General features: G+C 69.3%; 22 protein-coding genes and 1 pseudogene. 11 read left to right on the forward strand and 12 right to left on the reverse strand.

Annotation, left to right across the window (positions count from 1 at the left end; translation table 11 throughout):
- Window positions 1–69 precede the first annotated feature (69 nt).
- The 3 genes from ACIQHQ_RS23870 to kstD all read left to right on the forward strand — a co-directional run bounded on the left by ACIQHQ_RS23870 (window position 70) and on the right by kstD (window position 5,309).
- On the forward strand, window positions 70–1,989 hold the full coding sequence (locus tag ACIQHQ_RS23870) for an AMP-dependent synthetase/ligase (protein WP_402614761.1): 1,920 nt from the start codon (window positions 70–72) through the stop codon (window positions 1,987–1,989).
- A 151-nt stretch (window positions 1,990–2,140) separates the two neighbouring features.
- Window positions 2,141–3,217 carry a sugar ABC transporter substrate-binding protein gene (locus tag ACIQHQ_RS23875; protein ID WP_402615325.1) on the forward strand — a complete coding sequence of 359 codons (1,077 nt, stop codon included), beginning with the start codon at window positions 2,141–2,143 and terminating at the stop codon, window positions 3,215–3,217.
- Window positions 3,218–3,527: 310 nt separating this feature from the next.
- On the forward strand, window positions 3,528–5,309 hold the full coding sequence (gene kstD, locus ACIQHQ_RS23880; protein WP_402614764.1) for a 3-oxosteroid 1-dehydrogenase: 1,782 nt from the start codon (window positions 3,528–3,530) through the stop codon (window positions 5,307–5,309).
- 344 nt (window positions 5,310–5,653) lie between these two features.
- Here kstD and ACIQHQ_RS23885 read toward each other — a convergent pair whose 3' ends face one another.
- The 3 genes from ACIQHQ_RS23885 to ACIQHQ_RS23895 form a co-directional block, all read right to left on the reverse strand.
- Window positions 5,654–6,304 carry a class I SAM-dependent methyltransferase gene (locus ACIQHQ_RS23885; RefSeq protein WP_402614767.1) on the reverse strand — a complete coding sequence of 217 codons (651 nt, stop codon included), beginning with the start codon at window positions 6,302–6,304 and terminating at the stop codon, window positions 5,654–5,656.
- 204 nt (window positions 6,305–6,508) lie between these two features.
- Window positions 6,509–6,955, reverse strand: a complete 447-nt coding sequence (locus tag ACIQHQ_RS23890; RefSeq protein ID WP_402614770.1) for a hypothetical protein — start codon at window positions 6,953–6,955, stop codon at window positions 6,509–6,511.
- A 110-nt stretch (window positions 6,956–7,065) separates the two neighbouring features.
- Window positions 7,066–7,269, reverse strand: a complete 204-nt coding sequence (locus ACIQHQ_RS23895; RefSeq protein ID WP_003992177.1) for a cold-shock protein — start codon at window positions 7,267–7,269, stop codon at window positions 7,066–7,068.
- 321 nt (window positions 7,270–7,590) lie between these two features.
- Here ACIQHQ_RS23895 and ACIQHQ_RS23900 point away from each other — a divergent pair, with 321 nt between their 5' ends.
- The 3 genes and pseudogenes from ACIQHQ_RS23900 (at window position 7,591) to ACIQHQ_RS23910 (ending at window position 8,997) form a co-directional block, all read left to right on the forward strand.
- Window positions 7,591–8,439 (forward strand): menaquinone biosynthetic enzyme MqnA/MqnD family protein, encoded by an 849-nt coding sequence (locus tag ACIQHQ_RS23900; RefSeq protein WP_402614771.1) that lies wholly within the window; start codon window positions 7,591–7,593, stop codon window positions 8,437–8,439.
- Between the two features lie 94 nt (window positions 8,440–8,533).
- Window positions 8,534–8,853 (forward strand): annotated as a pseudogene (locus ACIQHQ_RS23905) (hypothetical protein); the annotation flags it as partial.
- Complete coding sequence (locus ACIQHQ_RS23910) at window positions 8,842–8,997, forward strand: hypothetical protein (protein WP_402615363.1); 156 nt, start codon at window positions 8,842–8,844, stop codon at window positions 8,995–8,997. The pseudogene ACIQHQ_RS23905 and the gene ACIQHQ_RS23910, both read left to right, overlap by 12 nt.
- A 45-nt stretch (window positions 8,998–9,042) precedes the next feature.
- On the opposite strand, the gene ACIQHQ_RS23915 is transcribed toward ACIQHQ_RS23910, so the two are convergent.
- On the reverse strand, window positions 9,043–13,686 hold the full coding sequence (locus ACIQHQ_RS23915) for an FtsK/SpoIIIE domain-containing protein (RefSeq protein WP_402614774.1): 4,644 nt from the start codon (window positions 13,684–13,686) through the stop codon (window positions 9,043–9,045).
- 366 nt (window positions 13,687–14,052) lie between these two features.
- Between ACIQHQ_RS23915 and ACIQHQ_RS23920 the strand changes: the two genes are divergently transcribed.
- Window positions 14,053–14,355 (forward strand): WXG100 family type VII secretion target, encoded by a 303-nt coding sequence (locus tag ACIQHQ_RS23920; protein WP_402614777.1) that lies wholly within the window; start codon window positions 14,053–14,055, stop codon window positions 14,353–14,355.
- A 107-nt stretch (window positions 14,356–14,462) separates the two neighbouring features.
- Window positions 14,463–14,693: a hypothetical protein gene (locus tag ACIQHQ_RS23925; RefSeq protein ID WP_402614780.1), complete on the forward strand. Its 231-nt coding sequence runs from the start codon at window positions 14,463–14,465 to the stop codon at window positions 14,691–14,693.
- Window positions 14,694–14,979: 286 nt separating this feature from the next.
- Here ACIQHQ_RS23925 and ACIQHQ_RS23930 read toward each other — a convergent pair whose 3' ends face one another.
- The 8 genes from ACIQHQ_RS23930 to ACIQHQ_RS23965 form a co-directional block, all read right to left on the reverse strand.
- A complete protein-coding gene (locus tag ACIQHQ_RS23930) occupies window positions 14,980–15,621 on the reverse strand; it encodes a hypothetical protein (protein ID WP_402614783.1) in 642 nt (213 codons plus the stop codon).
- Between the two features lie 42 nt (window positions 15,622–15,663).
- Entirely contained in the window at window positions 15,664–16,296 is a 633-nt protein-coding gene (locus tag ACIQHQ_RS23935; RefSeq protein WP_402614786.1) for a hypothetical protein, read from the reverse strand.
- Window positions 16,283–16,696, reverse strand: coding sequence for a hypothetical protein (locus tag ACIQHQ_RS23940; protein ID WP_402614789.1), 414 nt, complete (start codon window positions 16,694–16,696; stop codon window positions 16,283–16,285). The genes ACIQHQ_RS23935 and ACIQHQ_RS23940 overlap by 14 nt, the downstream gene beginning before the upstream one ends.
- A 9-nt stretch (window positions 16,697–16,705) precedes the next feature.
- Window positions 16,706–17,953, reverse strand: a complete 1,248-nt coding sequence (locus ACIQHQ_RS23945) for a hypothetical protein (protein ID WP_402614791.1) — start codon at window positions 17,951–17,953, stop codon at window positions 16,706–16,708.
- A 98-nt stretch (window positions 17,954–18,051) separates the two neighbouring features.
- Window positions 18,052–18,351: a hypothetical protein gene (locus ACIQHQ_RS23950; RefSeq protein ID WP_402614793.1), complete on the reverse strand. Its 300-nt coding sequence runs from the start codon at window positions 18,349–18,351 to the stop codon at window positions 18,052–18,054.
- A 40-nt stretch (window positions 18,352–18,391) separates the two neighbouring features.
- Window positions 18,392–19,477 (reverse strand): hypothetical protein, encoded by a 1,086-nt coding sequence (locus ACIQHQ_RS23955; RefSeq protein WP_402614796.1) that lies wholly within the window; start codon window positions 19,475–19,477, stop codon window positions 18,392–18,394.
- Window positions 19,468–20,139 carry a hypothetical protein gene (locus ACIQHQ_RS23960; RefSeq protein WP_402614799.1) on the reverse strand — a complete coding sequence of 224 codons (672 nt, stop codon included), beginning with the start codon at window positions 20,137–20,139 and terminating at the stop codon, window positions 19,468–19,470. Before ACIQHQ_RS23960 ends, ACIQHQ_RS23955 begins: the two co-directional genes overlap by 10 nt.
- 296 nt (window positions 20,140–20,435) lie before the next feature.
- Entirely contained in the window at window positions 20,436–20,933 is a 498-nt protein-coding gene (locus ACIQHQ_RS23965) for a hypothetical protein (RefSeq protein WP_402614802.1), read from the reverse strand.
- Between the two features lie 757 nt (window positions 20,934–21,690).
- Here ACIQHQ_RS23965 and ACIQHQ_RS23970 point away from each other — a divergent pair.
- The 3 genes from ACIQHQ_RS23970 to ACIQHQ_RS23980 are packed head-to-tail and all read left to right on the forward strand — an operon-like array spanning window position 21,691 to window position 24,613.
- Window positions 21,691–22,413, forward strand: coding sequence for a hypothetical protein (locus ACIQHQ_RS23970; protein ID WP_402614805.1), 723 nt, complete (start codon window positions 21,691–21,693; stop codon window positions 22,411–22,413).
- A gap of 17 nt (window positions 22,414–22,430) precedes the next feature.
- The gene (locus tag ACIQHQ_RS23975) at window positions 22,431–23,309 is read left to right on the forward strand and encodes a hypothetical protein (RefSeq protein WP_402614808.1); all 879 of its coding nucleotides are present in this window, start codon (window positions 22,431–22,433) and stop codon (window positions 23,307–23,309) included.
- Window positions 23,306–24,613 (forward strand): CpaF family protein, encoded by a 1,308-nt coding sequence (locus ACIQHQ_RS23980; protein WP_402614811.1) that lies wholly within the window; start codon window positions 23,306–23,308, stop codon window positions 24,611–24,613. The genes ACIQHQ_RS23975 and ACIQHQ_RS23980 overlap by 4 nt, the downstream gene beginning before the upstream one ends.
- The last annotated feature ends 41 nt before the right edge of the window (window positions 24,614–24,654 follow it).

Raw genomic sequence — 24,654 nt, forward strand, 5'->3', positions numbered from 1 at the left:
CCTCGACGTGCGAGGCACGTACGTCATGCAGCAAGCAGTTTTTTCCGCTGCACGCCCCAGGAGCCGCCCGTGTCCACTGCGTATCCCTCCTCCGCCTACGGTGACGCGTACGGAGGGCCCGTACTGGTCGAGCCCGAGGTACGGCGGCTGGACGGGGCCGTGCGGGAGGCCTCCGTACCGCCGCTGGCCCCGCCGTGGACCCACGGGTCCCTCGCCGACCTCCCCTTCGACAACGCGAGCGCGAACCCGGGTGCCGTGGCCCTCAGCCGCAAGGACGCCGACGGGCGCTGGAGCGACGTCACGGCCGAACAGTTCGCCGGCCAGGTGACGGCCGTGGCGAAGGGCCTGATCGCCGAGGGCCTGATGCCGGGCGACCGGGTCGCCGTCATGGCCCGCACCATCTACGAGTGGACGGTCCTGGACTTCGCCGCCTGGGCGGCCGGACTGGTCACCGTCCCCGTCTACCCCACCTCCTCCGTCTTCCAGGCCCGCTGGATCCTCCAGGACTCCGGCGCGGTCGCCCTGGTCACCGAGACCGCCGCGCAGGCCGCCGCCCTCGGCCCCGAACGTGAACGCCTGCCCGACCTCAAGCACCTGTGGGTCGTCGAGAAGGGCCACGTGGCGCGACTCGCGGAAGCCGGGGCCCACCTGCCCGACCAGGAGGTCGAGGTGCGGCGCGGCATGCTCGGCCCCGACACCCTCGCCACGCTCGTCTACACCTCGGGCACCACCGGCCGCCCCAAGGGCTGCGCACTCACCCACGGCAACTTCTTCGCCGAGGTCGACAACGCCATCGAGCTGCTCTACCCCGTCTTCCGGGCCAAGACCAGCGAAGAGGCCTCCGTCCTGCTGTTCCTGCCGATGTCCCACGTCTTCGGCCGCATGGTGGCCATCGCCTGCGTCCGGGCCCGCGTACGGCTGGGCCACGCGCCCAGCATCAAGGCCGAGCACCTGCTGCCGGACCTGGCGAGCTTCCGGCCGACCTGTCTGCTGGCCATCCCGTACATGCTGGAGAAGGTCTTCAACTCCGCCCGCGCCAAGGCCGAGGCCGGCGGCCGGGTCACGTCCTTCGACCGCGCGGTGGCGGTGGCGCAGCGCTACGGAGAGGCCCTGGAGGCCCAGCAGACGGGCACCGGACCCGGCCCCACCCGCGCCCTCAAGACCGCCCGGGCCTTCTACGACCCGCTGGTCTACCGCCGCATCCGCAGCGCCATGGGCGGCAGAGTCCGCTACGCCATCTGCGGCGGCTCCCCGCTCGGCCGCCGCCTCGCCGCGTTCTACGCCGGTGCCGGCATCGAGATCTTCGAGGGCTACGGACTGACGGAGACCACCGGCGCGAGCACCGTCACCCCGCCCCTGAAACCCCGCCTGGGCACCGTCGGCTGGCCCCTGCCCGGCACGCGCGTGCGCATCGCCGCCGACGGGGAGATCCTCGTCGCCGGCGATCACGTGCTGCGCGGCTACTGGGACCCGCAGGCCGGTGGCGTCACCCCCGCCGCCCCCGACGGCTGGCTCGCCACCGGCGACATCGGCGAACTGGACGACGAGGGCTATCTGACGATCACCGGCCGCAAGAAGGAACTGCTGATCACCGCGGGCGGCAAGTCCGTCGCCCCGGCCCCCCTGGAGAACTGGCTGCGCGCGCACCCGCTGATCTCCCAGTGCCTCGTCCTGGGCGACGGCCGCCCGTTCGTCTCCGCGCTGATCACCCTCGACCCGGCCGGGATCACCCACTGGCGCCAGATGAACGGCAAGCACCCCGTACCGCCGGGGCTCCTCGTCGACGACGAGGAACTGCGCGCCGTGCTCCAACGGGCCGTCGACGAGGCCAACAAGATGGTCTCCCGCCCGGAATCCATCCGCCGCTTCGCCGTCCTCCCCGAGGACTTCACGGAAGAGGCGGGCCATCTGACCCCGTCCATGAAGCTCCGCCGGGAGGCCGTGCTGCGCGCGTTCGCCGCCGAGGTGGAGGCCTTGTATACGCGGTGAGGCACCTTTGCGATGTCTTCACACGTGGTTCTTGACGACGCCAGGCGTCTGCCCGTTGGCTTTCGACCACCTCGTCACGATGCTCCCCCATCGGAAGGCACCACCAGTGATAGCGCGCAACCCCCGTCAGGCCGCCGTTCGGCACCTCTCCATGGCCCTGGCGGTCTCCGTATCGGCCCTGTCCCTCACCGCATGCGGCGACGGCGGGAGTGACGACACCGCCGCGAAGAAGGGCAACGACATCACGGTGGGACTCCTGCTGCCCGACCGGGACACGGCACGCTTCGAGAAGTTCGACTACCCGCTGATCAAGCGGGAGGTCGCCTCCCTCACGGACGGCCAGGGCACGGTCCGCTACGCCAACGCCGAGGCCAGCGTGTCCAGACAGAGCGAGCAGTTCCAGAAGATGATCAGCGAGAAGGTCGACGTCATCCTCGTCGACGCGCTGAACTCCAAGACCATCGCCACGGACGTCCGGAAGGCCAAGGACGCCGGCATCCCGGTCATCGCCTACGACCGGCTCGCCGAGGGCCCCATCGACGCCTACGTCTCCCACGACAACGAACTCGTCGGCCAGGTGCAGGGCCGCGCCATCATCGGGGAGCTCGGCGAGAAGGCCGAGAAGAGCAAGGTCGTCATGATGAACGGCGACCCCGCCGACCCCAACACCGCACGCTTCAAGGACGGCGCGCTCAGCGAACTCCAGGGCCAGGTCAACATCGTCAAGCAGTACGACACCAAGGAGTGGAAGCCCGCGATCGCCAAGGAGCACATGAAGGAGGCGATCCAGGCCGTCGGGCTGAACAACATCGCCGCCGTCTACTCGGCCAACGACGGCATGGCGGGCGCCGTCATCGAGGCGCTCCAAGAGGCCGGTGCCACCAAGATGCCGCCGGTGACCGGGCAGGACGCCAACCTCGACGCGGTGCAGCGGATCGTCTCCGGCGAGCAGTACATGACCGTGTACAAGTCCTTCCTGCTGGAGGCGACCAACGCCGCGAAGATCGCGGTGGCCAAGGTCCAGGGCCGCACGATCGAGTTCGCCGCACTGACCCGCGAGACCGTCGACAGCCCGACGCAGAAGAACATCCCCGCGATGCTCGTCCCGGTGGTCGCCCTCACCAAGGACAACATCAAGGACACGGTGATCACCGACGGCGTCTACACCGTGAAGGACATCTGCACCGCCGAGTACAAGGCGGACTGCGCGGCCATCGGCCTCGAGTAGCGGGCATCGGCCTGGAGTAGCGGGCATCGGCCTCGAGTAGCGGGCATCGGCCTGGAGTAGCGGGCATCGGCCTCGAGTAGCGGGCATCGGCCTCGAGTAGCGGGCATCGGCCTGGAGTAGCGGGCATCGGCCTCGAGCGGCCATCGGACTCGAGCAGCGGCCATCGGACTCGAGTAGCGGGCATCGGCCTCGAGTAGCGGGCATCGGCATCGAGCAGCGGGCGCGGTGGGGGCCGCACGGGTCTTGACTTCGCAAGACCCTCGCGCGACAGTCCCCACCCCTTTCGCGTTCTCGTCGGGCTGGAGCGGCCATGACCACACGCACGGACACCGCAGCAACTGCCGGCACACCGTCCCGCAGACGGCTACTGGCCGGAGCCGCCGGCGCCGGCCTCGCGGTCGCCACGGGAGTGCACCAGAGCGCCCGGGCAGCCGACTTACCCCCGCTCGGCACCTACGACGTCGTCGTCATCGGCTCCGGGGCCGCCGGCATGACCGCCGCGCTGACGGCCGCGCGCCAGGGCCTGAGCTGCGTCGTCGTGGAGAAGGCCCCGACCTTCGGCGGCTCGGCCGCCCGCTCCGGAGCCGGGATCTGGATCCCGAACAACCCCGTGCTCCTCGCGGCGGGGGTGCCCGACACCCCCGCGAAGGCCGCCGCCTACCTCGCCGCTGTCGTCGGCCCGGACGTCCCCGCCGACCGGCAGCGGGCCTTCCTCACCCACGGCCCGGCGACGATCTCCTTCGTCATGGCGAACAGCCCGCTCCGGTTCCGCTGGATGGAGGGCTACAGCGACTACTACCCCGAACTGCCCGGCGGCCTGCCGAACGGCCGCTCCATCGAGCCGGACCAGTTCGACGGCAACCTCCTGGGCTCCGAACTGGCCCGCCTGAACCCGCCGTACATGGACGTCCCCGCCGGCATGGTGGTCTTCAGCGCCGACTACAAGTGGATCGCCCTCGCCGCCGTGAACGCCCGGGGCGCGGCCGTCGCCGCCCAGTGCCTCGCCCGCGGCGCCAAGGCGGCGACGCTCGGCCAGAAACCCCTGACCATGGGCCAGGCGCTCGCGGCGGGCCTGCGCGCCGGGCTGCGAGCGGCCGGGGTCCCGGTCTGGCTGAACACGCCCCTGACGGACCTGCACGTCGAGAACGGCACGGTCACGGGAGCCGTCGTCACCCGCGACGGCGCTCCCGGCCTGGTCCGCGCCCGCCGGGGCGTCATCGTCGGCTCGGGCGGCTTCGAGCACAACGCGGCCATGCGGCAACGCTTCCAGCGGCAGCCCATAGGCACCGAGTGGACCGTCGGAGCCAAGGAGAACACCGGCGACGGCATCCGCGCGGGGGAGCGGCTGGGCGCGGCCCTCGACCTGATGGAGGACGCCTGGTGGGGCCCGGCCGTCCCCGTCCCCGGCCAGCCCTACTTCTGCCTCGCCGAACGCACCCTGCCCGGCGGACTGCTGGTGAACGGCTCGGGCCGGCGCTTCGTCAACGAGGCCGCGCCCTACAGCGACGTCGTGCACACCATGTACGACGTCCACGCCACCGAACCGGCCATCCCGTGCTGGCTCGTCGTCGACCAGAACTACCGCAACCGCTACCTCTTCAAGGACGTCCTGCCGACGCTGCCCCTCCCCGACACCTGGTACGACTCCGGCGCCGCCCACAAGGAGTGGACCCTGGACGCCCTGGCGGCCTCGATCGGCGTCCCCGCGGCGGCCCTGCGCACCAGCGTCAGCCGCTTCAACGCCCAGGCGCGGCGGGGCGAGGACCCCGACTTCCACCGCGGCGACAGCGCCTACGACCACTACTACACGGACCCGTCGGTCCTCCCCAACTCCTGCCTGGCCCCCCTCTGGCTCCCCCCGTACCACGCCTTCCGCATCGTCCCCGGCGACCTCGGCACCAAGGGCGGCCTCCGCACGGACGCCCGGGCCCGGGTGCTGCGCGAGGACGGCTCGGCGATCCCGGGCCTGTACGCGGCGGGAAACGCGAGCGCGGCCGTGATGGGCCACAGTTACGCGGGCGCGGGTTCGACGATCGGCCCGGCGATGACGTTCGGGTACATCGCGGCGCGGGACATCGCGGGGGTTCTGTAGGGCTGAGGCGGGGCTGAGGCGGGGCCGGGGCAGAACCGGGGCAGGGCTGAGGCGGGGCCGCGGCAGGGGCTGGGGCAGGGCTGAGGCGGGGCCGGGGCAGGGTCGGGGCCGGGGCAGGGCTGGGGCAGGGCCGGGGCCAGAGTCGGACTCGGGGCCAGGGCCAGGGCCAGGGCCAGGGCCAGGGTCAGGGTCGGAGCGGGGCCGGGGCCGGCGCCGGTCGGCGCGGGAGACGGCCGGGAGCCGCCGGCAGCGTGGTCGGCAGCGGGCTCGCTCTGGGGAGCGCACGCCCGGCTGCGGCGGTCGCCCGGGCGTCGCACGTGGGGCCGGGGCGATGCCCGGGTGACCTACGGCCCCGGCTTGCGGGCCACGAGGCTCGCCTGGGCGACCGGCTCACCGCTCGTCTCGTCCGGCTCGCGCACGGTCCGTTGGCGGACGGTGAAACCGGCTGCTTCCAGCAGCGCCGCGATGTGCTCCGGCCGACGGCGGCGGAAGGTCAGCGCCACCGGGTGGCCGAAGGCCTCCTCGTAGTGGCGGGGTTCGTCACCGCACTGGAAGCCCAGGAGGAGGTGGCCGCCGGGGCGCAGGACACGGTGAAAACCGGCGAAGAGGGCGGGCAGGTGCTCCTCGGGCGTGTGGATGGTCGAGTACCAGGACACGACACCGTCGAGCGAGCCGTCCGGCAGGTCCAGCTCCTGCATCGAGCCCTTCACGAACCGCAGGTCGGGGTTCTCACGACGAGCGACCGCGAGCATCGACTCCGACAGGTCCAGCCCGAACACCGACAACCCCCGCGACGCCAGGAACGCCGTCACCCGCCCGGGCCCGCACCCCAGATCGGCGACCTCGCCCCCCTCACCCACGAGCCCCGCGAACCCGGACAGCACCCCGAGGTCCAGTGGTGTCCCCGCCCCCAGGTCGCCGAAGTGGACGGCGTACGCCTCGGCGACGGTGTCGTAGAACTTGCGGGTCTCGATCAGGAAGTCGGCATCGGCCATGGCCGCAGACCCTAGCGCGAGCCCTGTCCCTCCGACCGGCGCGTACGGGCCGAACCGGCTCGTGGTCCTCGCGCTCCTCAGCCCAGCCCTGGGGTGGCCCTTTCGTCTCCCCGGCCCTCGCGCTCCTCAGCCCAGCTCGGGGAAAACGGCGCTTGGTCTCGTCGGTTCTCGCTCTGCGAGGCGTCTTCCTGGCCCTCGCGCTCCTCAGCTCTGGGGCGGCCCTTGGTCTCCGCGGTCCTCGCTCGGCGAGGTGTTTCCCCTGCCCTCGCCCGATGGGCCGACAACCGGGCCCTCGCCCGATGGGCCGACAACCGGGCCCTCGCCCGATGGGCCGACAACCGGGCCCTCGCCCGATGGGCCGACAACCGGGCCCTCGCCCGGCTCCCCGTCCCTCTGGTCCGGCTGGGTCCGCCCCGCGTCGATACCCGCCCCCGCTCCGGCTCCGATCGCTGTGCCGAAGCCGATGCCCAGGGCCAACCCCAGGCCGAGGTTGTCGAAGACGGTCATGCCGAGCACGAGGCCTATGGCCGTGCCGAGGGCGAGGCCTATCGACAGGCCCGTGGCCAGGGCGTTGTCGGCGGGGGAGCCATCCCGGGACTCGTCGGCAGGGGTGCCGCCGGCCTCCCCACTGTTCTCCGGATCGTCGCGCATCCGCCCATCGTCGCATGGCCTGTATTCGCCGAGAATTCACCGAGCGGAAGGGCCCGAAAAGGGCAGGAGCCCCGTCGCCTGGCGGCGCGGGGCTCCTTGGGTACTACAAATCAGACCGGCGTGACGTTCTCAGCCTGCGGGCCCTTCGGACCCTGCGTGACGTCGAAAGACACCTGCTGGTTCTCCTCGAGCGAGCGGAAGCCGCTCGCGTTGATCGCGGAGTAGTGGACGAAGACGTCGGGGCCGCCGCCCTCCTGGGCGATGAAACCAAAGCCCTTTTCGGCGTTGAACCACTTGACGGTTCCGGTAGCCATAAGCCCTCCTTGGGCTTCAAAAGGGTTGCCCTGCTCCAGAACCAGCAAGTGTGAAGATGAATTCTGCACAAGTGCATATGTCTGAGAATGACGAGAGCCCGCGGTCACATGCTCCGCAGGCTCTGTACTGCAAGGGAAACCAAACTGCAACTTGCGACGAGCCTAGCACGCAGACTCCGGAATGCAATAGGGGTCAAGATCACGTCACCCGAATGTTTGAACATCCCTCGGCCGACTGGCGGAAGGGGTGCTCACCGCGGCCCGCACCCCGACCGCGGGCCCGCGCGCCGGTCCGCGCGCCCCGAGGGCTAGCCTCGCGATGTGGACAATCCTCGCACCCGGCCGCGCGTCGGCCACATCCAGTTCCTGAACTGCCTGCCCCTGTACTGGGGGCTCGCGAGAACGGGCACGCTCCTCGACTTCGAGCTCTCCAAGGACACCCCGGAGAAGCTCAGCGAGAAGCTGGTGCAGGGCGAACTCGACATCGGTCCGATCACCCTCGTCGAGTTCCTCCGGCACGCCGACGACCTGGTCGCCTTCCCCGACATCGCCGTCGGCTGCGACGGGCCGGTGATGTCCTGCGTGATCGTCTCGCAGGTCCCCCTGGACCAGCTCGACGGCGCCCGCGTCGCCCTCGGGTCGACCTCCCGCACCTCCGTCCGCCTCGCCCAGCTGCTCCTCGCCGAGCGCTACGGCGTCCAGCCGGACTACTACACCTGCCCGCCCGACCTGAGCCTGATGATGCAGGAGGCCGACGCCGCCGTCCTCATCGGCGACGCGGCACTGCGCGCGAACATGCTCGACGGGCCGCGCTTCGGCCTGGCCGTGCACGACCTGGGCGCGCTGTGGAAGGAGTGGACGGGCCTGCCGTTCGTCTTCGCGGTCTGGGCGGCCCGCCGCGACTACCTGGAGCGCGAGCCCGTCATCACCCGCCGGGTGCACGAGGCCTTCCTCCACTCCCGCAACCTCTCCTTGGAGGAGGTCGGCAAGGTCGCCGAGCAGGCCGCCCGCTGGGAGGCCTTCGACGAGGAGACCCTCGCCCGCTACTTCACCACCCTCGACTTCCGCTTCGGCGACGCGCAGCTGGCGGCGGTCGCCGAGTTCGCGCGGCGGGTCGGCCCGACGACCGGCTTCCCGGCGGATGTGAAGGTGGACCTCCTCCAGCCGTGAGCCGGGCGGTGCTCCGGCACCCCTGTGCCGGAGAGCGCAGGCGTGCCGGGGGCCGGGATGCGTCCCCGCGGGCCTGCGGGGGAGGAGCGACGCCATGCGGCCGCTCGACGTCGACGAACCCACGGCCGTGGGGCCCCACCGGCTGCTCGGCCGGCTGGGCTGCGGCGGCATGGGCCGGCTCTACCTGGGCCGCAGCGTCGCCAGGCCGCACGGTCACCGTGAAGACCGTGCATCCGCACTTCGCGACCTCGCGCCGGACGAGGAGTTCCGGGCCCTCCCCCGAACTCTCGCTGCGCTCCAGCAGGGGAACCCCCATCGGCGCGAGGTCGAGGCCGCGCGCCGGGTCGGCGGTACCAGGACGGCGCCCGTCCTGGACGCCGACCCGGGGGCGCGGTGCCGTGGGTGGCGACGGCGAAGACGCACCACAGCGGCTGCAACCCGGCCGCCAACCCGGCCGCCACCACCGTCCGCATCAGGCCGGTGGGCGACGACCTCCAGTACCGGTCGGAGAGCGCGGAGTCGGGGCGGTCGCAGCCTCGGATGCCGGCGGTGCGGTGACCGGGGCAGCCGTCCCGCTTCGGACCGGCCGCCCCGCCCGCCGCCTCACCCCGGGATGACGACCGTGCGCAGCTCGCCGTCGCCGAGGTGCAGCATGCCCTTGCCGGGGACGACCTGGCCGCCGACCATGCCGCGGTTGAGGCGGACACCGACGAGGTCACCGCTGGAGGACTCCTGCGGGGAGAGCAGGAGGCCCCGCCGGGCCTTCTTCGCGTCGACCTGCCAGCCCGAGAAGCCGCTGCACACGTCCTCCTCGTCACCGGCGATGACGAGCGCGAGCCCGCGCTCGGCACCGCGGGAGACCAGCTTCTTCATCTGGCTCTCTGCGTCGCAGTCCTCCAGAAGCTCGCCGTCGTCGACGAGAACGGCGATCGGCTCCTCCAGGGACGCCTGGTCGATGAGCTCCTCGAACTCGTCCTCGTCGATGTCGTCACCGGTGAAGACCTTCAGCACGCCGTCCGTGCCGTCGAGTTGGCGGAGCGGGGACTGGCGCGGGGCCGCGACGACCAGACGCGTGCCCTGGGACAGGAACGACTGCGCGAAGTTCATCATCACCGTCGAGCGGCCGGACTTGGCAGGGCCCGCCACGACGAACGCCGGTACGCCCTCGGCCAGATCGGGCCCGAAGCCGATGATCTCGTCACCACCGATGCCGACCAGACCCCACAGGCGTGAACGGGACGCTTCCGGGTCGCGCAGCTCCCAGGCCTCCGGGAAGGAGATGCGGCTGGGCAGGCTGTCGACGCGGAACGGGCGGCGTGAGCGGGGGACGGCGGCGTCGCGGGCCGTGGCCGCCTCACCGATCGCCGCCAGCGCCGCGGCCTGCCCCTGACCGGTCGTGTCCTGCGCGAGCAGCGCGAACTGCGTCTCCGTACCGAACTCGTTGCGGAACGCACGCCCCGGCGGAATCTCCTCCGGCACCTTGCGCGCCGGGATACCCAGCGCCGAGAAGTCGCTGCGGTCGGCGAGCCGCAGTCCGTACTTGTCCTCGGTGAGGGTCGCGATCCGGCCCACCAGAAGGGTCCGGTCACCCGTCAGGACCAGGTGGATGCCGACGCTCGCGCCCTCGCGCATCATCGTCTGCAACTCGTCGGTCAGCGACCCGTGGTCGACCTCGCCGAGGGTGGGCACCCAGCCCTCCCAGCGGTCCAGCAGCACCACGATGTGCGGCAGCCGCTCGTCCTCGGCGACCGACGCCCGCTGCTCCCCGATGTCCGCGAAGCCCTTCTCCGACAGCAGGTCCTGACGACGGCTCATCTCGCCCTTGAGCCGGTTGACGAGCCGCACGACCCGCTCGGTCTGGTTACGGCTCACGACCGCACCGCAGTGCGGCAGCCGCGTCAGGGCGTTGAGCGCGCCGTTGCCGCAGTCGATGCCGTAGAGGTGCACATCGGCGACCGAGTGCGTACGGGCGATGGAACCCGCCAGGGTGCGCAGCACCTGGGAGCGGCCGCTGCGCGGGGCGCCGCCGATCATCAGATGGCCGAAGGAGGAGAAGTCCACGGCGACCGGGCGGCGCGACTGGCTCGCGGGCAGGTCCTCGATGCCGTACGGCGCCGGCGGCAGCTTCCCGGGCCCACCGGCGAACGCGGGCACCTCCACCTCGTCCAGCAGCAGCGTCTCGTCCAGCGCCGGCAACCACGGGCTGTGCTGCGGCGGGATGCCGAGGGAGCGGTTGGCGTCGCGGATGGTGTCGACGAGGACCTTCAGATCGGTGATCTCCTCGTCCTCCCGCGACTCCGCCTTCGGCTTGACCAGCGCCGCCCGCCCCAGATCCTCCCAGGTCAGCGGGCCAACCCAGGGCATCAGCAGGGCAGGGTCGGCCGCACCGGGCCGACGGCCACCCACCCGTCCGGACTGGAACGGCACCAGGGAGGCGTGCCCGAGCCGGGCGTACGCGCGACCCGGGGTGTTCTTGGAGATGTGCCCCGCCTCGGGCGAGTCGATGACGTCCGACGACTCGCCGCCGTCCGTCACCCGCAGCGCGATACGGAGGTTGGTGTTGGCCCGGATCTCGGGGGACACGACACCCGAAGGCCGCTGCGTCGCCAGCAGCAGGTGAATGCCGAGGGAACGACCACGCTGGGCGATGTTCACGAGCCCCGTCACGAAGTCCGGCAGGTCACGCACCATCGAGGCGAACTCGTCGATCACGATGAGCAGCCGGGGCACCGGCCGGTGCGACGGATCCCGGCGCACCAGGTCCTGGTAGTCCTCGATGTCCTTGGCGTCGGCCGCGGCCAGGATGTGCTCGCGCCGGTGCAGTTCCGCACCCAGCGACTCCAGGGCCCGCTCCACCAGGTGGGCGTCCAGGTCGGTGACCATGCCGACGGTGTGCGGCAGATGCACACAGTCCTTGAAGGCCGCGCCACCCTTGTAGTCGACCAGCACGAACGTCATGTTCTCCGGCGTGTTCGCCACCGCCAGCGCCGCCACGATGGTCTGCAGCAGCTCCGACTTGCCCGAACCGGTCGTACCCGCGATCAGACCGTGCGGCCCGTCCTTGCGGATGTCGATGCCGAACGGCCCGTCGTACGACTCACCGATGACGGCCAGCGTCGACTGCCCGCCCATCCGCCAGCGGGCCACGATCGCGTCACTGGTCGGCGGCTCCAACTGCAGCACGTCCAGCAGCCGGCTCGACCCCGGCAACGCCGAGTCCTCGGTCTCACCGCTGATGTCCCGCAGCGGCGACAGCGACCGGGCGAGCCGCAGGCACCAGGCAGCGGAGACGAAGTCGGGCCGTACGTCCTTCAGCCGCTCCGCACCGGCCTCCTCGACCCGCAGCCGCAACTTCTCGCTCTGCTGGGCCTGTTCGGGCTGATGGGCGGTGGTGTGCCAGGCCTGGAACGAGGGGAACCCACCAGCGACCTGCTGGGACGACTGCACCTGCTGGGCGGCCGGCTGCGACTCCTCGGCCTTCGGCTCGGCCACGACGTACGCCTGGCATTCGCCGGGCAGGAACCGCTCCTCGGCGTCCAGACAGATCGCGAACATGGACACGGACGGCCCCTCGCGCAGCAGCCGCACCACACCCGGCAGGGACCGCAGGCGTCGCGAGCCGTCCCACACGACGACGATGTCGGGATCGCCGAAGCTCGAATTGCCCTGCGACTTGTTCTCCTCGGCGGCCTTCCTGCGCGCGTCGAGGATCTGCGTCAGCTCGCCGATACGGGCACCGACGGTCTCGGCGTCCGTCCCGATCAGCGCGTTCACGTCCTGCCCGCCGGACGGCCGGGCGTGCGGCAGCCAGCGCACCCAGTCCCACGACTCCCGCGCCGCGTTGTCGCTCAGCACGTAGAACTGCACGTCCATCGGGCTGTGCAGGGCCGCGGTCTGCGCGACCGCCCAGCGCCCGAGAGCACGGGCGGAATCCCCGGGCCCCGCCAGACCGACGACACCCAGCGTGCGCAGATGCAGCGCGACCGGGGCGTCCTCGATCTTCCAGGTCACCTGACGGCGGTGGTCGTCCTGCTCCGGGTCGTCGAGGACCACCTCGGACGGCAACTGCCCGGTCCCGAAACGGAGCAGAAGGTGATCGCGGTCGGTGCGCCGCCGCTCCCACAGACGCGTACGCGGCCCGGTCCCGAGGGCGAGCACGGTCGCCGGGTCGGGTATGGCCTGCCGTCGGTCGTTCCGCTCGGCGACCAGGGCGTCCTGAGCGTCCTTCTCGATCCGCTCCTTCTGCTCCTCGTACTCCTTGACCTGCTTGGCGTGCGATTTACGCCCGTGCTTCTTGTCGTTGTAGTAGTTGGCGAAGAGCAGGATCGGGCTGAGGGCAGCCATGATCAGGTAGTACCAGCGCTGGAAGATCATCACTGACACGACGGCACCGACGAGCGGCGTCAGCGCCATCAGCCAGGGCAGTGGCCTGGCCTCGTACTCGCGGGGCGACGACGGCAGCCGGAAGTTGGTCTGCCGCTCGGGCGGACGCAGCCGCGGGGGCCGGTTGTAGTCCAGGCCGATACCGTCGTCGGACCACTTGAGAGCGGCGTTCGGGGGTGTGTACCGGGTGAGTTCGAGAAGGGTGTTGCCGAGGCCGATCTGAGCGCCGAGGGGCCACTCGGTGGGCCCGGTCTTCTTCTCTTCTCTCTCCTTCGGTTCCTTCTTCTTGCCGCGCTTCCTGCCGCTGGGCTCGTCCTTGTCCTTGTCCTCGTCCTGCGCGAGGGGGGTGCCGTCGAGGGTGACGTGCTCCTTGTCCATGTGCACGGCGACCTGGCAGGTGCCGTCGGTGGCGACGGAGAGGGTGAGAGCCCGGGCGTCGACCTCGGGGTCGTCGACACGGACGTACGACGCCGCCCCGCTGCCGATGTCGTAGCGCCCGACGCCGAGCCGGTGCACGAACCCGGCCGCGGGCCCGCCGACGACCCGCAGCTCGACGAGCCCGGTCGGCTCCCCCGGAAGACACCCGGACGGATCCTGCAGACTGACCACGGCACCCTCACGCAGGGGCGACCCCACGACAGTTGCGCTGGGATCGACGGCATACCCGTCCACGTACACAAGGGGCGCGTTGCCGGCCGGCGCGTGCCGGTGCTGCCCGAGCGGGATGACCTGCGCCCCGCTGTGCCCCACCTGCTTGGCCAGTTCCTGCGCGATGTCCCCCACGGTGGACTCAGGATCGGCATCGAGTACCACGTCGGCGGTGCCACCGCCGTACGGGTCGACGACGGTCAGAGTCAGGCGCACGACTTGTCCTCCCCGTGCCACTGGGCCGGTGTGGCCGCTGTGGTGTCTGTCGCTGGTCCGCCGTGCCGCTGCCCTCGGTCACGCGGGTCCCAGTGGTACAGGGACGATATCCGCTCGGTACGACGGCGGGGCAATGGGGAGGCGCCGCGCCGTTCCCGATGGCAACGGCGTCCACGCTTTCATGACGGCTCGTTCACAAGCCGGGGATGTGGCCCCACATGCCACACCCGTAAGCTGCTGACGCAAGAGCGGACGATCACACCGGTTGGCCGGCTGTGACCGGCAACTCGGCTTCCGGGTCGGTGAGTCCGCAAACAGGGAAGCCACGGGGGTTGGCCCTGCGGCGTTGCGAGAGGAAGCGGCTTCATGGCCAAGGACCTTGATGTCACTTATCAGGACATGCGGGATGCAGCCAAGCATGTCGTGAAGGAGAAGGAAAAGCTCCAGGAGAGGCTCGAGGGCCTGAAGAAGTACATCAACAACCTTGTGCAGGGCGGCTACGTCACGAAGAGCTCGTCGAAGGCGTTCGACGAGAACTTCGACGAGTTCGTGCGCGGCATGAAGGACACGCTGGACGGTCTCGACGGCATGGGCGACTACCTGACCATGGCTGCGGACAAGTTCGAGCAGATCGACGAGGAACTGGCCAAGCAGGCTCGGAGCAAGTGACGGTCTGCTAGGAGATCCACAGCGATGGGGCGGGCTCACGTGGCCCGCCCCATCGGGCGCCGATACCGAGCGCATCAAGGGGTGTCGTGCGGGCGGTGACAGCGGACATGAGCGAGATCAGCGCATGCGGCATTGTCGTCCCCACCGACTGGGTGCCGCTCCCGCTCGAGCCGCCGGACGACGTCAAGGACTGGGCCAAGAGCACCGCGGCGGAGCTGTGCGATCGCAGCAGGGCGGCAGGCTGCGATCTGGACAAACGGATGTTGGGGAAGGAACTGCGGACTCGGGCCGACGACAGCCGCAGCGGGATCCCTTCTACGCGTCGCCTTCTTTCCTGACGGCTTCGACGTCGCGCTGGCGATCCTGGAAGTCGATCCGATTCATCCCGATGAACAGTCCCCGTCATCTCGTTGGACTGGCTTGCAGAGACTTTCAGCGCCGACGGAATCGCCGCCGGGTGGAGACGGACGAGCCGGCCGGAGAGGCGGTCGCTCCACCTCTCCGGCTCGTTGCCGCTCGTACTCCTGGCAGAGTTGGGCTGCCGTGCCGGCCCGGTGATCTCGACCCGCATGAGCGACAGAGGCGTCACGGCTCACCGCTCGAATGGTGCCGTTGGGGCACCGGTCAGTGAGCCGTCGCGGGAAGTCGGAGTGTCCGAGCGAAGTCATCCAGTGGCTCCAATGCCGCGGCGATCACTTCGGGATCGTCGTGGTGTCCGCGGAGGCACACGTCGGGGGTGCCGGGCGGGGTGTGCCAGTGATAGGTCACCGACGTCATCATGATGGTGCTGTCCGCCGGGTAGGAGCGGGTGACCCGGACGCCGTCCTCGCCCAGATGCGGGGAGGCGAAAGCAACGCTGCCGCTGCGCTGCTGCCACTCGGGAATGTCCGGGTGCGGCACGGTCGGCGCGCTGAACCCCTCGCAGGAAGCTGCATCAGGAGCTTCGCAGTGGATGCGGGTGGCGTGCATCACCAGGGGCATGTAGGTGAGCGGAACGGGGTGGTAGATGAACGCCTCGTCGGCCTGGAGCTTGTCCCGCAGGATGACGATCGTCTGCTCGTAGAAATCCTTGTGGAAGCGGCGGAGCTTACGGGTGAGTTCGATGTTGTGAATGGCGGCCAAGCCGGTCAGGTGCTGATCCAGCCATTCCTTGAAGGTCCGTCTGTCGATCTGGAGATGAAGATAACCCCAGAGATATGGGTCGGCATCCGTGTCGATGTGGAGTGGGGCGCCGAGGTCGGCGCTCCAGAGGGTGCCGTCTGACATGAGCGGTCTCTTTCGTCGGGGGGTGGGCAGTGGGGGAGGTCCTCAGGAGTAGCTCCAGCGGAATGTGCTCATGACGGCGTCGAACAGTTCCACCAGGGTGTCGTAGAAGGCGGGATCCGAGCCGGGCGCGATCAGGGCGCTGAAGGAAAAGGTGAGGTAGCGGTCAGGCGAGCTGTCCGGGATCGGTGCGAAGTACTCGACCCGACGGTGAGCGACGTCGACGCCCTGGGCCGCGTCGGCGGGTACCTCTCGCTCCGAGCGCAGTGCCGCGGTGCCGTCGAGCTCCCGTATCTCGGCTCCGGGGGTCTCAGAGGCGAGCGCGACCAGGACCGCTTCCGGGCCGCTGGTGGGCCTTACCCGCGGAATCTCGATCGGCTCGGAGGCCACTATCGAGACGGGCAGGGCGACGCCGTGGAGGCGTTCGGTGGGGAGGTAGAGAGTCATTCCTCCCTTCGCGCTGGCCCGGCGGACGACCTTCTTCATCTCCTGGGTCAGCTTGAGCCGGGCCTGGGGAATGTCGTCCTTGGGAAATCCGGCGGGCAACTGCGCCACGGCCTTGCGGACGATGCGGTCCATCGCTTCCCGGGTGCCCGTGTGCAGCGGAATCACATCCCAGCCAGGCGGCGGCACCAGGTTGAAGCCGTTTGGGGCCCGGCGTTGCTCAACGGTGGTCATTGCGCCCCCGCATGACCTCCACGGCATAGGCAACGCCTACGAAGAGGGCCCAGGCCGGGGCGGCGATCATACCCGGCCAGAAGCCGAAGAACAGTGAGGGCAGAAAGAAGCCGCCGCCCATGGCCAGATCCCGTGTGAGGTAGGGCGGACGGCGTGCATGACGGGGGTACTTTGCGAACACCCAGACGTAGTGCAGTAGGCAGCCGACGATCCCGGCCTCATAGACGTAGAGCACGTCATTCATCAGAGACTTCGGCACCAGGATCATAATGCCCAAAACTGGTAGAAAAAGGGGCATTCCGATGAAAAGCGTCAGTCGGAGCCGCCGGTTGGGGCCGGTGCCGATACCGGTGCGGGCGGCTTCGGCTTCAGTGATGCGTTGCGCCGAGTAGAGGTCCATGATCATTCCTCACCAGTGGGTGTCGGGGGCGGGCTTCAGGGTGTTGTCCTTCCAGTCCGAGTACGCCGCGTTGTATGGCTTTTCGCCGGTTCCGAACTTCTCGTCGGTCAAGCTTGTCAGGTCGCTCTTCCCTAGCGCCTTGTCCGTGACGTCCATCGCCATGCCGGTCCAGGCGACGCCGAGGCCCGCCTGGTAGGCCTTGTACGCCTTGTCCGCGGCGGCCCCCGCGGCCTCCGGGAAGGCAGCCTTGTTCGCCTGCAGCATCTTCGCCACGCCGGCCATCTCCTTGTCACCGAGATGCACCAGCGTCGACAACGGGCTGACTCTCAGCGGCCCCTTGGCGACCAAGCCGACGTTCTGGGAGATGGACTTTCGCATCGCGTTACGAGCCGCTCCGAGGGCTTGCCGCCCCGGTCCTTGCGGCATCTTGGTCATCATCCGCCCCGTGTCGTCCAGAACGCTCTTGACGCCCCTGAGCCCTCGGCTCAGGCCGGCGGTCCTTGCGGCCTGAGCGGCACCCACGGTGGCCTTTGCGCCTTTGGCGAGCTTCGAGGCTGCCCCGAGGCCACCCACGACGAGCAATCCACCCACGACATCGAAGATGACATCCGTCCAGGTAGCGTCACCGGAGGCCACCAGCAGAAGTCTGAGCCCGATCGTAAGCGCCGCGATGCCGAGGACGAGAAGATTCAAGCCGGGAATGGCGAGCGCCACAAAGCCCGCAATCGTCGCGATCCAGCCGAGAACATCGATAAAAGCCTTGATCAGGTCGGCATTGTCATGGACCCAGCCCTTGACGTCGTCCCACAATGAGTCCTCGATCACGTCTTCGATCTCGTCGCGGATCTTCCCGGCGTGGTGGCCGGCGCGCGTGTCCCGGTCTCCAGTGATGTTGTTCAGCCGGTTCCGGTACGACTGGAGGGGGTCGTGGTCGGTGCCGCTGACGGAGGGCTGGGGCGTGCCCTTCTCGGCGGATCCGGCTTCCTTCTTCTTCTCCGCCTCGATCTCGCCCTGCTTCTCCTTCGCCTGGTGCAGAACCTTGTCGGCGTCCGACTGGAAGTCCTCCAGTTCGTTCGACCACTTGGTCAGATGGCCGTGCACGCGCTCGTACCGGTCGGCCACCTCCCGCATGTGCTTCTCCAGCGTGCCGGACTCCTCACGCAGGCGTTTGACGTACTTGCCTTTGAGGGTGTCCTCGTCGCTGATCGCCTTGAGGTTCTTGGCCTGTTCCCGGAGTTTCTCGGCGACCGAGACCATGTGCTTGACCTCGGCGCGGATCTCCTCCGGGTCACCGGGCACGGGGTCGGAGTCACAGAGCGGCTGCCAGTCGACCGGACGGCGCTTGGATGTCGGTGTCACTTCTTCTGCTTCTTCTTGTTCTGCTTGGCCAACTCGTCGTCCAAGCTCACGAACGCCTTCTTGGTACCGGCCACGAGTTTGCCGACCGATTCGAGCGATTCGACGAGCCGGGTGCGGTAATCGTCCCAGTTGTCGACGAAGTCCTGCATCACGTCGGCTATTTCACCGGATCCCCAGTGTTTGTCCATGTCGTCGCGACGGTTCTCGATGTCCTCGAAGGTCTTCTTGAGCTGCCCTAGCTTGCGCTCGCAGTCCGCGAGGAAGTCGTAGTCGACCGTCAGGTCCGAGTCGCTCATGGATGACCCTTCCCCCGTATGTGTGCTCGCTGCTTTTGGTTCACCGGTTGACGGCCTGGATCTCCTGGACGGTGACCGCCTGTTCGTTGCCGAAGGTGCCGTTCGGGAGGTCGCCGCCGGCGCCGCCGGTGCCGGTCCAGTTGATTTCCCAGGTGATGGTGGCCCGGAGCTTGTATGTGCCGTCGCCGGAGGAGCGGAGGTACTTGATGCCACAGGGCGGGGTCTGGTCGGCTTTGCCCTTGGCGTATGGCTCGCCGATGGAGTCGTCCGCGTTGATGACGCACTCGCCGGAGGCCGGGTAGGTCTCGGCGTCCTTCGTGCCGGGCTCCAGCTTGAGGGACACCGGCCTGGCGGTGGTGGTGGCCTGGATGTTGAAGCCCGGGACGTTGAGGGCTGCGGTTGCCTGGACCTCGTCGAAGACAGCTTTGTCGAGCCAGGCCCAGGTGGGCAAGTTCACCTTGGTGTTGGCCTCCGGAGCGAGGGTGACCTTGGTGTCGGGAAGCTGCATGTGCTGGTAGGCGAGAGCGGCGAGTATCTCCGGTGAGATCGCCTCCTCGTACTGGGGCGGCGGGGCCTCACCGTTCTCGACCCAGAAGGGGAGGTCGGTGCACGAGGTCCGCTTGAGGTAGTCCGGCTCGTTGGGGTTCTCGACGCCGGCCCAGAACATACCCTTGCCGTCGTTCTCGACGTTGTAGTCCTTGTAACCGGGAGTGCCGGTCCAGCCGTAGCCGTCTTCGTAGTGGCGCTTCTTCTCGCCGATCGCCGAACCCGCGGTCCCGCCCATCCCGGGTGTGTTCAGTTCCCGCTCGATGTCCTTGGACATCTTCTCCTTGAAGTCCTTGGCTCCGAGGTACGGGGCGTACCAGCACGGCGGTGGAGTCCAGTTGACGTCCGAGGACGTCACGTTTCCGGTGCCGCCGCCCTTGGCTACGGATCCGGAGTACTGGATGCGGGCGGCGGCGTAGATGCCGGTTTCGTTGGTGCCGCCTTGCTCCTTCGTGTTGGCTCCCTTGCCGGATCCCACCGGCTTTGCCGCGTAGGCGGATTCCGTGAGGACGAGGGTGCTGAGGGCCAGAGTCAGCGCTGCCGTTCCGAGAAGTGTGCGTCGTGATCCGGTCACTGGCATTTCGTCGCCTTCGTCTCGACGAACACCTTGGACGCCTGCCACAGGTTCGTACCGGTGGGGAACTTGACCATGACGATCTTGAAATAGTCGAAGTCCTCAATGCTGGGCTTGGTCTTGAGGATTTTCTCGGTCTTGATTTCCTTGCCAAAGAACTCGGTTGCGTCCGCGCAGAACGCCACCTCCACCGACTTTCCGTTCACAGCGGAGCGAGTGATGGCATCGTAGTGACGCAATGTTCCGGTGGCGGTCCAGCCACCCTTGATCCATTCGTTGATCTGCACCTGGGCATAGTGCAACCCATCGCCTGTGGCGTATGCCGTCACGGCCGCGTCCTTGGTCGTGCGCTTGTCGACGCCCCGATAAATGGCCCGGAGGAAGTTCGCGGCATCGTCCATCGCAGCCGCTTCGTTCTTGTCCTTCGGCTTCTCCCAGTCGAAGACCAACTCCATGTCGCTGGGCAGGGACACGTCCACGCCGTCCGGCTTGTCCCCTGCGGGTGTCCCCGAGGCGGACGCCGACTCCTCCGGCGTCTCCGACCCCTGGCCGACCCCGGCGATCTTGTCGTTGTTGCCGGACTCGCCGTCCCCGCTGCCGCAAGCCGTCAAGAGCAGTGCTGTCGTCGCCATGAGTGCGGCAGCAACGGGCAATGAGCGGTGCTTCAAAGTGACTCCCCCGTGAGAGACAAGAGTTCAGTTTGAGGACTGACGGTACCGGTGAGGTTTCCTGTTTCACCAGCGCGAACTTCCGCGAGAAGAGGGGCAATTCTAGGTGTATGGGGCGCTCGGGGTGCTCGGTGTGTCCTGATCGTGCCCGAGTGGGGATCGGCCCTGGATGGCGCGGTGCGTGGGGTCCGGGGCCGTGGTGCGAGGTGGCTCGATTCGCTAATGCGGTGCCCTGCACCTCGGGCAACTGCTCTGCGGATACGCCGACGTGAAGGACACGGGGTTGAGCGCGTCGGTCAGGATCTCGACCTTGCTGCGCTTTTCCGGGCCCGGCGTCGGGATTCGACCCGTGTGAAGCGTCCCGCCATCCGGCTCATCAGGCCCTCGAACGCCTCCTGCCGGCAGGCAGGGTCTACCCTGTGACCTGCGGCCACCGCCTGATCGTTTGTCTTCACACACCGATGATCAACGGTGGCCACACTCGTCTCCAGATCCCACGGGTTTCGCGTACCGGTGGTTTCAGTCCAGCTTCGCCTCTCTGCGCCGTCGTCACCGCCGGCGGGAGCTTCGCGGTTCCCCGGCCTGCCCTGGACCATGGCCAGGACGTCGACGGAGAAGTGGACGGCGACGACGTCACCGCTGATGCCGGTCTGGGCGTGCACGGTGTGGGTGATGCCCAGGAGGGCCGTCGTAGTGCGGAACCCATGTGACTCGTCGCCGGTTTGCGCCACCGGCTTCTCGGCGGTGACGGAGCCGCAGGAGGCCGTGCCGTTCGCTTCGCCGCCCGTGTCCATGCCCTCGGGCAGCCCGCCGAAACGCCGACTCGGCCTTGCCCGGGGAGACGTGCGTGATGAGCGTGATGTAAGTAAGAACGCTGCACGAGGCTGCCCTCACCGAGCGCGAGACCGCCGGGGGGTGTCCCTGTCGCGGCCTGTCGGCTCCCCTGGCGGGCGCAGTGGGTCAGATCCGTCTGCGGCTCTCCGGTGGCCAGCTGGTTCATCGCGAGGACCAACGGCGTACGGGCCGGCTTGTTGACTGTGATGTCGTCCGGGACTTGGCCTCGTGAACCTTCTGGACCTTTTGGGTCTCGATGCCCTGAAAGGGCGGCTCCGACGCTCGCGGCCGTCACCCTCAGGTGGCAGGGCTGTGCCACGCCTCACTCCGACTTCGTGAGTGAATCGTGCAGGCATGGTGGTCGACGGGTGACGAACCAGTCGTAGCGGCAGGGGTGTTGAGGATGACGCCGGTTCGCTGACGCACAGGTGCTGCCGTCATGTGGAGCTGGCCGCGGCCGGGTTGAATGGCCGTGATGTTGCAGATGGATAACAGGCCGCATCCTGCGCCCCGTGGGGCCGGGCGCGCCTTGAGGGGCTTATGTGCGGCTGATACGGTGCCATGGCTTGACACTCACCCCCAGTGCTGGCTATTCGCCCAGGCCGGGCGGGTACGTCCGGCCCGTCCCGTGCTTCTCCGTGTGGGTCGACGCGGGTGAAGTGTCCCTATGCGAAGGCACATGACAGACATCTTCTTGGGTGTACGGGGAGCGGTTGCGTGAAGATCCAAGAGCGTACGGGGGCGGGCGCAGGTCGTTCTGCCGTTCCGGCTCAGCCGTCGGTCGGTGACCGGCTTCCCACCCCTCCTCGCGAGCGCAAACCGGCGCTGGCCGCGCTGGCGGTGCTGCTGATCCTGGTGGGCGCGCTGGGCGTGACGATGCTCGTGCTGCAGGTCGGTAACCGGGTCGAGGTCGTCAAGGTGACGAAGGAGATCCAGGCCGGGGAGTCCGTCACCAACAGCGACGTGACCCCGGTGATGGTCGCCGACGACGACAGCATCAACTACGTCACGTGGGATCAGCTGGACACGCTGAAGACCCTCAAGGCCAAGTCCACGATCTACTCCGACACGGTCGTGATGGGCCAGATGTTCGCCAAGAAGGCCGGCCTCCCCGCGGGCAAGGCCTCCGTCGGGCTCGCCCTCAAGGAGGGTACGTACCCCGCGGACATCAAGGCCGGCGACATCGTCTCCGCCTACCGCGTCAACTCCACCGGCTCCGGTTCGAACAGCTCCGACGGCAACAGCGGTTCGGGCGGCACCTCCTCCGGCGGCGCCCTCGTCGACAATGCGCGCGTGAACACCGTCGCCGAGGACGATGACGCCACGGTGAGCACGGGCAACCTCTCGCTCACCCTTCTCGTCGACCAGGCCGACGCGGCCGCGCTCGCCGCGGCGGCCGCCGCGAACCAGGTCGCCGTCGTGCACGTTCCCGGCAACTAGAAGGCGGCACTCCACCCATGGCGCTCATCGCTCTCGCCGCCGACAAGGGTTCCCCCGGCGTCACCACCGCGGCCGTCGCACTGGCGGCGGTCTGGCCGCGGCGTGTCCTGCTCGCCGAGGCGGACCCGGCGGGCGGTGACCTCGTCTACCGCAGTGCCGCGGCGCACGGCGGGCCGCTCAACCCGAACACCGGCATGCTCTCCATCGCCGCCACCGCGCGTCGCGGCCTCGTGCCCGACCAGCTCTGGGACCACGTGCAGCCGCTCAGCGGCGGCCTGGAGGTGCTCGTCGGGCTCGGGATCGCCGAACAGGCCGCCGGACTCGCGGGGTTGTGGCCGACCCTCGGGCACGCCTTCAGCTCCCTCGCGGACTCCCCGCACGCCGCCGCCGACGTCATCGCCGACTGCGGGCGCATCAGCGGCGACACCCCGGCCGTCGAACTGTTCCCGCACGCCGCGCTCGTGCTGCTCATCTCGCGCACCGAGCCGGAGGCCATCGCGCGTGTCCGCGACCGTGCCGCCGCCCTCGCGGGCAAGCTGCACGGCGGACCGCGCGGCGCCGCGAGCCTCGGTATTCCGATGATCGGCGTCGTCCTGATCGCCGACACCGGCACGGCCGGCAAGCTCGCCTCGCAGGTCAACGACATGCTCGTGCACGCCCAGACCGGCGCCCGCGTGGTCGGCACCATCGCCGACGACCCGGCCGGCGCCGACCAGCTGGCCGGCCGTAAGCGCGGCCGTCTCGACAAGTCGCTGCTGATCCGCTCGGCCCGCAAGGTCGCCGCCGACCTCTACCAGCAGTACGGCGCGGCCTGGGCCGCCTCCGCCCAGGCCGACCACGCACCCCAGCCCCACCACGTCCCGCCCGCCCAGGGCCACGCGGGGGCCGGCGCATGACCGCTGTCGACCACACTTTGGTCAAGCGGTTCCGCCAGGACGCCGGCGACCGTATCGCCGAGCAGCGCCGGCAGGACCAGGTCGCGGGCGTCACTCCGATGTCCACGGAGGACGAGCGGCAGTACGCCCGCGCCGTCATCGCCCAGATCCTGGAGGAGTACGCCCGCGCCGAGATCAACGCGGGCCGTACGCCGCTGGACGCCGAGACCGAGGAGCAGTACGCGGCCGCCGTGCACGCCGCGCTGTTCGGGGTCGGCCGGCTCCAGCCGCTGCTGGACAACCCCGAGGTCGAGAACATCGACATCAACGGCTGCGACCAGGTGTTCGTCGGGTACGCCGACGGCCGTGAGGTGCAGGGCGATCCCGTCGCCGAGACCGACGAGGAGCTCATCGAGCTCATCCAGGTGCTGGGCGCGTACTCGGGTCTGTCCTCGCGTCCCTTCGACTCCGCCAACCCGCAGCTCGACCTGCGGCTCCCCGACGGTTCGCGTCTGTCGGCCGTCATGGACGTCACGCGGCGCCCCGCGCTGTCCATCCGCCGGGCGCGCATGGGCAAGGTGTTCATCTCCGACCTCGTCGGCAACGGCACGCTGTCGCCCGAGGTCGCCCACTTCATGGCCTGCGCGGTCCGCGCCCGCAAGAACATCATGATCGCCGGCGCCACCAACGCCGGTAAGACCACGCTGCTGCGCGCCCTCGCCAACGAGATCCCACCGCACGAGCGCCTCATCACCGTCGAACGGGCCCTGGAGCTCGGCCTCGACACCTTTCCCGACCTGCACCCCAATGTCGTCGCCTTCGAGGAGCGCCTGCCCAACTCCGAGGGCCAGGGCGCCATTTCGATGGCGGAACTGGTGCGCCGCTCGCTGCGTATGAACCCCTCCCGCGTCATCGTGGGTGAGGTCCTCGGCGACGAGATCGTCACCATGCTCAACGCGATGTCGCAGGGCAACGACGGCTCACTGTCCACGATCCACGCCAACAGCTCGCACGAGGTCTTCAACCGTATTTCCACCTACGCGCTGCAGGCCACGGAACGACTGCCCATCGAGGCCAGCCAGATGCTGATCGCGGGCGCGGTCAATTTCGTCGTCTTCATCCAGCGGCGCAACAACTACGGCAACGGCGGCCGCCTCCAGCGCATGGTGACCTCCGTCCGCGAGGTCAACGGCGTCGACGGACGCGTGCTGTCCAGCGAGGTGTTCGCGGAGGCCGCCGACGGCCGGATCGTGCCGCACGCCCCCATAGCCTGCCTGGAGGAACTGATGGCACACGGCTACCGGCCGTCCGGGACCTGGGGGTGAGCCGGGCATGAACACCACGTACGCGGCCATCGGCTCGCTCG

Source organism: Streptomyces sp. NPDC092370, from assembly GCF_044755265.1.
GTDB lineage: Bacteria > Actinomycetota > Actinomycetes > Streptomycetales > Streptomycetaceae > Streptomyces.